Origin of the sequence: Crocosphaera watsonii WH 8501, from assembly GCF_000167195.1 — a bacterium.
Taxonomy (GTDB): Bacteria; Cyanobacteriota; Cyanobacteriia; order Cyanobacteriales; family Microcystaceae; genus Crocosphaera; species Crocosphaera watsonii.
The window spans coordinates 1-6,812 of record NZ_AADV02000201.1 but is presented as its reverse complement, the minus strand read 5'-3'; the positions used below and the strand labels follow the sequence as shown (position 1 = coordinate 6,812).

5 protein-coding genes and 1 pseudogene are annotated in these 6,812 nt (G+C 36.4%); 1 reads left to right on the top strand and 5 read right to left on the bottom strand.

Features of this window, described 5'->3' with window-relative positions; translation table 11 throughout:
- Window positions 1-281: 281 nt before the first annotated feature.
- The 4 genes and pseudogenes from CWATDRAFT_RS28565 to CWATDRAFT_RS28550 form a co-directional block, all read right to left on the bottom strand.
- A pseudogene (locus CWATDRAFT_RS28565) lies at window positions 282-862 on the bottom strand (transposase); the annotation flags it as partial.
- A gap of 231 nt (window positions 863-1,093) precedes the next feature.
- Window positions 1,094-2,077: a protein-methionine-sulfoxide reductase catalytic subunit MsrP gene (msrP, locus tag CWATDRAFT_RS28560; RefSeq protein ID WP_007308242.1), complete on the bottom strand. Its 984-nt coding sequence runs from the start codon at window positions 2,075-2,077 to the stop codon at window positions 1,094-1,096.
- 125 nt (window positions 2,078-2,202) lie between these two features.
- Window positions 2,203-3,582, bottom strand: a complete 1,380-nt coding sequence (locus CWATDRAFT_RS28555) for an anthranilate synthase component I (RefSeq protein WP_007308241.1) — start codon at window positions 3,580-3,582, stop codon at window positions 2,203-2,205.
- 81 nt (window positions 3,583-3,663) lie between these two features.
- Complete coding sequence (locus CWATDRAFT_RS28550; protein WP_232287227.1) at window positions 3,664-5,280, bottom strand: RNA-guided endonuclease InsQ/TnpB family protein; 1,617 nt, start codon at window positions 5,278-5,280, stop codon at window positions 3,664-3,666.
- A 670-nt stretch (window positions 5,281-5,950) separates the two neighbouring features.
- Between CWATDRAFT_RS28550 and CWATDRAFT_RS40710 the strand changes: the two genes are divergently transcribed.
- Window positions 5,951-6,502 (top strand): PEP-CTERM sorting domain-containing protein, encoded by a 552-nt coding sequence (locus CWATDRAFT_RS40710; RefSeq protein WP_007308244.1) that lies wholly within the window; start codon window positions 5,951-5,953, stop codon window positions 6,500-6,502.
- 49 nt (window positions 6,503-6,551) lie between these two features.
- Here CWATDRAFT_RS40710 and CWATDRAFT_RS38985 read toward each other — a convergent pair whose 3' ends face one another.
- Complete coding sequence (locus CWATDRAFT_RS38985; protein ID WP_007308239.1) at window positions 6,552-6,701, bottom strand: helix-turn-helix domain-containing protein; 150 nt, start codon at window positions 6,699-6,701, stop codon at window positions 6,552-6,554.
- Window positions 6,702-6,812 lie beyond the last annotated feature (111 nt).

Sequence of the window (6,812 nt, the reverse complement as noted above, 5' to 3'; positions counted from 1 at the left end):
AAGAATTCGTACGCAGAAATTGCCAGATACGGCACCCCCGGGATCATCGGGCAGGTCCGGAACACCATCAAGACGTAAAGGTACCGCCGAAGATAACAGAGGGGGAACCAATTAAGAAGGGTCAGATCAAGGGGGGACTCCTCGTGTGGATCTGAAATTCAAGGGAAAATCTCGGATGGAAATTTCCGAAAGTTAGGAAGGGAAAATTCTGCCCAGGAGATTTCGGACTTTGGAGATAGTATTTTTTAACGACATTTGAAGTCCGAATTCTGGGTTATAAAGTTATCAATTATTCCTTCCGGTCTCAATTCTGCCTGGAGTTAATAAGGCCTAAATCCGTTGGGTATTTGATGTCTGCTGGCGCACAAGTCGCATCTAAAATTAGTTTACCTTTATTTTTTATTTTTTCTCCTTTTTCTTGGAGACAATCCTTTTTTTTTACTTCTTTATCACTCTTGTCTATTTCTCTTTTTACTATTTTTTTATTGATTTTGTTTATCAATTCTCCATCAATTCTTTTCCTAAAATGAACTAGCATTGAAGATTCCAGTGGTGGCTCTTGTTGATAACAATTTAAACCTATAAAGTATTGTAGATAGGGATTTTCTCTAATCTGTTCTATAGTTTCTCTATCACTTGTTCCTAATTTTTCCTTAATAATTAATGTCCCTAATGCCATTCTAAATAGTTTGGCTGGCGCACCTTTTTCTGCTGAAAAAAGTTTAGCATATTCTTCCTCAAAATCATCCCAAGGTATCAACTCTGCCATGATTACCCAACGATTATTGGGGGACAATTTGCCCTCGAAAGGTAATTCAAATTTTTCTGGGGGCGGTAAAGGTTGCTCCTCTTTTCGATACATTTGTTCTTGACCAACAACTGGGAGGTGTTTCTACCAATTATAGCGGTTTGTAGCCGACAAAGCTGATCTTTTTTGCGATCGCGAATATGGGTGTAACCTTTTAAAGAATAGGGTTTTGCTTTTATTCAGCAAACCCTAATTACTCCACATATATTGTCCATTAATCAGACAATATATACTTGATTACTATAACAAATAACTATGAAACCAATTATTCATATTTGTATTCTGTTAAGTATATAAATCAGCGACATATTCCCCGTAACCATTGTAAGGTAATGTCTCTTTTATGTCCCAAGATAAACCGGGGCCTGTACTAATAAATTTTTCCGTTGCTTGGGACCATCGGGGGTGAGGTTTGGAAGGGTTAACGTTGGCTTCAAAATCGTATTCGTTGGGATCAATAGTGTTCCAATAAGTAGCAGGTTGTTCCTTTAAAAATTCAATCTTAACAATAGATTTTGCTCCTTTAAATCCGTATTTCCAAGGAATAACCATCCGTATCGGTGCGCCGTGTTGTTTGGGTAAGTCCTCACCGTAAATACCAACAGCAAAAAATGCTAATTCGTTAGCCATTTCCTCAATTCTTAACCCTTCTTTATAAGGCCAAGGTAAAGCTCCTAAATGGAAACTGGGTCCCGTGGTAATTTCTTTATCATAAAAAGAAGTCAAACGAACATATTTTGCTTCGCTTTTTGGTTCAACTGCTGCCATTAATGCTTTCATAGGAAACCCAACCCAAGGTAATACCATTGACCAAGCTTCAACACAGCGAAAACGATAAATTCTTTCTTCTAAAGGGAATGTCTTTTTTAAATCATCAATATCGTAGGTTTTGGGATTTTTAACTAATCCTGTAACTTCAACTTTCCAGTTTTCTGTAGGTAAGTTTTGAGCGTTTAACCAAATCTTTTTGGTTCCTCCAAATTCATAAAAATTGTTATATTGTCCCGCTAAAATTTCTTTAGTCATGGGGCGATCTACTTGACTAAATTTAGGGGAGGTTTTAACCCCTGGAATTTTAGTTCCTTGTAATGTTGCTTCTAATGCAGTCTGAGAGGCTGATTTTTGACATCCTGACAGGGGAATTAAACTGCCGGCGATACTTGCCCCGATTATTCCTTTTAAGAGGCGACGACGGTTAAAATAAACGTTCTCAGGGGTGATTTTATTTTCAGAAATATCCCAAGAAGGAGGAATGCGAGTTAAAGACATGATTGTAAAAAAATAGATTCAGAAAAAAACAAAAATTTTAAACAGACAAAAAGCAAAACTAGCTTATCTACATCATAACATAGTTATTAATAAATCATTATCCATTGTCCATTATCCATTGTCAATTATAAATTCAATGCTTTTAACTGTGCTTTGGCTTTCTGTAGAGATTCAAACCATTCTTTTTCGGGGTCACTATCAGCGACAATACCAGCACCAACTTGTCCCCAAACACTGGCTAAGTTAGGGGATAACGGGGTATATAATAAAGTACGAATGAGTATATTTAAGTCTAAATTTCCTCGATAATCTAAATAACCACAAGAACCATAAAATAAATTACGTTTAACTGGTTCTAATTCTTCAATTATTTCTAAACATCTTACCTTGGGACATCCTGTAATAGTTCCCCCAGGAAATAGGGCTTTAATAAGGTCAATAGATGTTTGTTCTTGGCGCAATTTTCCTTTAACATTACTGACTAAATGTATAACGTGACTATATCTTTCTATGGTTAATAATTCATCAACTTCTACGGAACCCCATTGACAAACTTTTCCCAGATCGTTACGTTCTAAATCAACTAACATGATATGTTCTGCTCTTTCTTTGATATCAGAAGAAAGTTCCATCAACATAGCTGTTTCTTGTTGAAAATTTGCACCACGGGGACGGGTTCCAGCAATGGGACGGGTTTGGGCAATATTATCATTTAAACTCACTAATCTTTCGGGGGAACAACTAATCATATCTCCCCAAGGCGATCGCCAATAACTGGCAAAGGGAGAAGGGTTAATCTGTTGTAATTTTTTATAGAGTTGCCAACTCTTTAATGGGGTTGTGGTTTGAAATCTTAAGGATAAGTTTGCTTGGAAAATATCCCCTGCTTGAATATATTTTTTTGCTTTACATACTGCCTTTTCATACTCTTGTTGATCTGTGTAAAAAGATAAAGAAGAAGGGGAAGCTTTTGGAGAAGAAGGAAAGGGAGAAGATTTTGTTTCTAATTTAGATTGTAAGTCATCTAACTCTTGTAAAGTATTACCAGCTAACCATAATTTTTGTTCGAGATGATCTAAAATAGCGAAGGAGTTGGGTTCGTACCAATAAGCAACAGGAAAGGGAAGAGGATCATGATTATAATGGGGTAAAGATTCTATTTCCCAAGCTAAATCATAGCCCAACCATCCTAACCATCCTCCCCCAAATGGTAGATGTTCAGGACTTGACAAATTGCCCTTTGTTTGCATTAATAACTGTTGTAAAAAAGGTAAAATATTACCTAATTTGGGAGTCCATAATCGAGGTTTACCATTGATAATACGGGGTTCCCCTGCACAAAGAGAATAGCGGGATAAATAAGGATAGTCAGAAGGGGTAGGAAAGGGACTTTCTAATAAGGTTGCAATAGTTGCCTCAGAAGCGTATAATCTCTCAAAAACCTCTGAACCTGTTAACTTTTTTAGGGGAAGCGATCGCCAATGCCAAGATAATAAATGAGTCATACTAAAGGATAACTAAATTGTCTGGTGACTGTCCTCGTTAATATCCATTTTGACGCTCTCCTGGCATTGATCGCAGGAGATTCATAACGAATCCCTATCGGGATGGTTATTTTCTTGATTAAATAGACTTAACTGAAAAGTATATTCACTCAAGTTCCCAGGCACAACCCGTTTGCCATTGTCTTGGTGCGCTACAAGAAGGCGATTGCGAATCGCCGGGGTCGCACCGCTTCTGGCGGACTGTTTTCTCCTTTTAACCTCTGTCAATTCAGGGGTGGGCGTTTCAAACAAGGTTAATTGTTTGGGTTCCGGCAAGTCCCTCCGTACCTTTTTAATTATGTTTAAACCATACTGATTAATTGCTTTGTTCTTGATATTAATACTTGCTTGAAAATTGGCATCATCAACATGACCACAGTTAGTACAAAGGAATTTTTCTCCTTCTCTATTATCGGGATCTATATAATGACAAACTGAACATTCTTGGCTAGTATGACGGGGATTAACCCTTAAGACAATTTTTCCTGACTTAACAGCCATGTACTCAATTTTTTGGGTTAATGAATACCATGAAGCATCGGCGATTAATCGGTTTAAAGCGCGTTTAGCACTTTGTCCATTTTTTAGAAACCTTCCTGTGTGTTCATCTCGTTTTGGTTTACATCGTTTAATCATGCCAGCGATGTTTAAATCTTCAATGGCAATAGCATCAGATTTGTGGACAATTCTTTTGGCTACTTCCCATTGATAAGAATCTCGTTTAATAGCAATTTTATGTTGAAATATAGAAAGTCTTTGTTGGGCTTTTCGTCGGTTATTAGAATGTCTCTTTTTCCGACTAATTCTCCTTTGACGAATTTTCTGTAATCTTTTAGTTGTCTTATTTGTAGCGAACTTAGGATTGTTAATAGCTGATTTATCTGAACAATAAATCAACTTACCTAAACCCATATCTAACCCCGTTACTGTTTTAATTTCTTCTAGCTTTGTTTCAGGAAAAGTAGGGACAGATTTATCTTCTATTCTGACTGAAACATAATACCCGTCAGCCTTTTTTCTAACTGTAACTGACTTAATCTTAAACCCATTAGGGATAGGACGAGAATTATAGAATTTAACCCAACCTAACTTAGGTAAATAGATTTTATTACCCTTTATTTTCACCCCAGTTGCATAAGTAAAAGAACGAAATGTACTGCGATTCTTAAACTTAGGAAAGCCTCTATTTAGCTGAAAAAAGTTATTATAGCCATTATCTAACCGTCTGAGATTTTGTTGTAGGACAGTAGAATCTATTTCGTCATACCAAGGTCTGGCTCTTTTTAGTAAAGGAAGTTCAGTTATTTGTATATTGACTGGGCTTTTTTTCTTGCCTTTGTTAGACCAAGGATTACCTGTTGCTCCTCCTAATAAACAAGTTAAAGGAGTAATAACAACTTTTGTTCTTAAGTCGCAATAGTCTCCACAAATATATCTTTGATAATAGGTATCTATGCGATCTGCTAAAGACCAATTATAGTTAGCTCTAAGCATATCTATCCATCGGTCAATCTTGTCTGACTGACTTATATTTGGACGCAGCTTATAGCAATACCCTAAAATCAATGTAGTTAGCTTAATTGTGGAATATACTGTACTTATCCACATCATTCTAACATTATATTTTCCAGATGTCACAACAATACATAAAAACTTCACATACTGTTTCACTGATTAATTATAAACTGATAAGTTGCTCTATTTCTCTGACAGTAAAATCTTTTGAGACAAGAATTTGATAGATGATTAAGCAAATAGGTTTTAAACCCATTTCCATTCTTAAGTTTAGAAAATATAGCAATCAGGAATGATTTATGAGAACTTCGAGATCACCCCTTCAGTTCCCCCCTTAAGACCCCGTCGTTAACGACGGGGTTTGGGGGTTAGGGGGGATCAGAATTCACTTAATTCTCACAACTGATAACTGATTGCTATAAGTTGATAAACAATAAAAATTTAATATCCGTAGGGTTTTAATATTATTAAGTCCATTTTATTAAGCCTAAATCATTACCATCTAGCAATACAGATTACGCTTAAGACATTCATCAGATTTCTCGTCACCTTGGAATGATACTCAAACGGCTCAAAAGTATACTGACTAATTTTTGCACTGCCATAACACATCAATGTTATTTTTCGTGTAAACGATGTTAGCTTTCATGTATAACTTCATGTATAACTTCATGTATAACTTCATGTATATTTTCAGGAAAGTAATGAGTTGATAACAAACAAAAAAAAATATCTAAAAATCATCAATTTGCTCTTGACTTTCCCCCCCCTTATGTATATTTAAGCCGTAACAAAGTTTTGAGTACATTCAAAAATGAAAAGTTTAACTTTTTCTGCCTTATTGTCTACTGTGGCAGTCGGTTTAGTTGCGGCTCCGGCACAAGCTTCTTTAATTGGCGATAGCATAGATTACTCTTTTGGTCTTAATAATGGTGCCACATTTCTATCTGGATCGGCTATCGTCACTGACTCTGGGGCTGAGTATGACGATTTAGTTATTGGCGCTGATGTGGTGATTGATCTCGCAGCCGATTCATTTGACTTAAGCTTGGATTTCCCAGGTACTGCTAGTCGTGACCTTAAATGGGTCTTATCTGACCTAGACTGGGTTGATAAACCAGGAGAAATCATCGGAGTAACACAAACAGCTGGACGTAGTGCTGTGGACATTTCTTGGATGGCTGATAGTATTACTGTTATCACCCCCGCAGATGTCACTGCGCCTGTTTCTGATCTCTATTCATTTGACATCCAAACCACTCATGCTGTACCCGAACCTTTAACCATTTTAGGTGCAGGAACTGCCATTAGTTTTGGTGCTGCTTTCAAACGTAAACTTGCTAAAAAGAAAGCTGACAAAGCTTAATTTTTTTCGGTTAATAATTAAATTTATTTGATATCTAATGATCAGAATTTTATAATTTAGTTAGGGGAATAATTTCATTTAAGGTTTCTCCTAATTTTCTTTTTGCTTGCATCATTTCATGATCATTTTGTAGTCTTAAAAAGTAACCGTCCGATAATTGAAAATAACGACATAATCGTAAGTCAATTTCAGCAGTCATAGGAGTTTCACCATTAATAATTTTGTTAATGATTGAATCAGAAACATGAATGATTACGCTAATGCTGGGGATCCTCTAGATCTGAACCAGCGTCAAGCTGCACTGCCGTGT

Coding starts and splice junctions, on each gene's coding strand:
- CWATDRAFT_RS28555 (WP_007308241.1), bottom strand. CDS start 3,582: ATGACTCATTTATTATCTTGGCATTGGCGATCGCTTCCCCTAAAAAAG.
- CWATDRAFT_RS38985 (WP_007308239.1), bottom strand. CDS start 6,701: ATGACTGCTGAAATTGACTTACGATTATGTCGTTATTTTCAATTATCG.
- msrP (WP_007308242.1), bottom strand. CDS start 2,077: ATGTCTTTAACTCGCATTCCTCCTTCTTGGGATATTTCTGAAAATAAA.
- CWATDRAFT_RS40710 (WP_007308244.1), top strand. CDS start 5,951: ATGAAAAGTTTAACTTTTTCTGCCTTATTGTCTACTGTGGCAGTCGGT.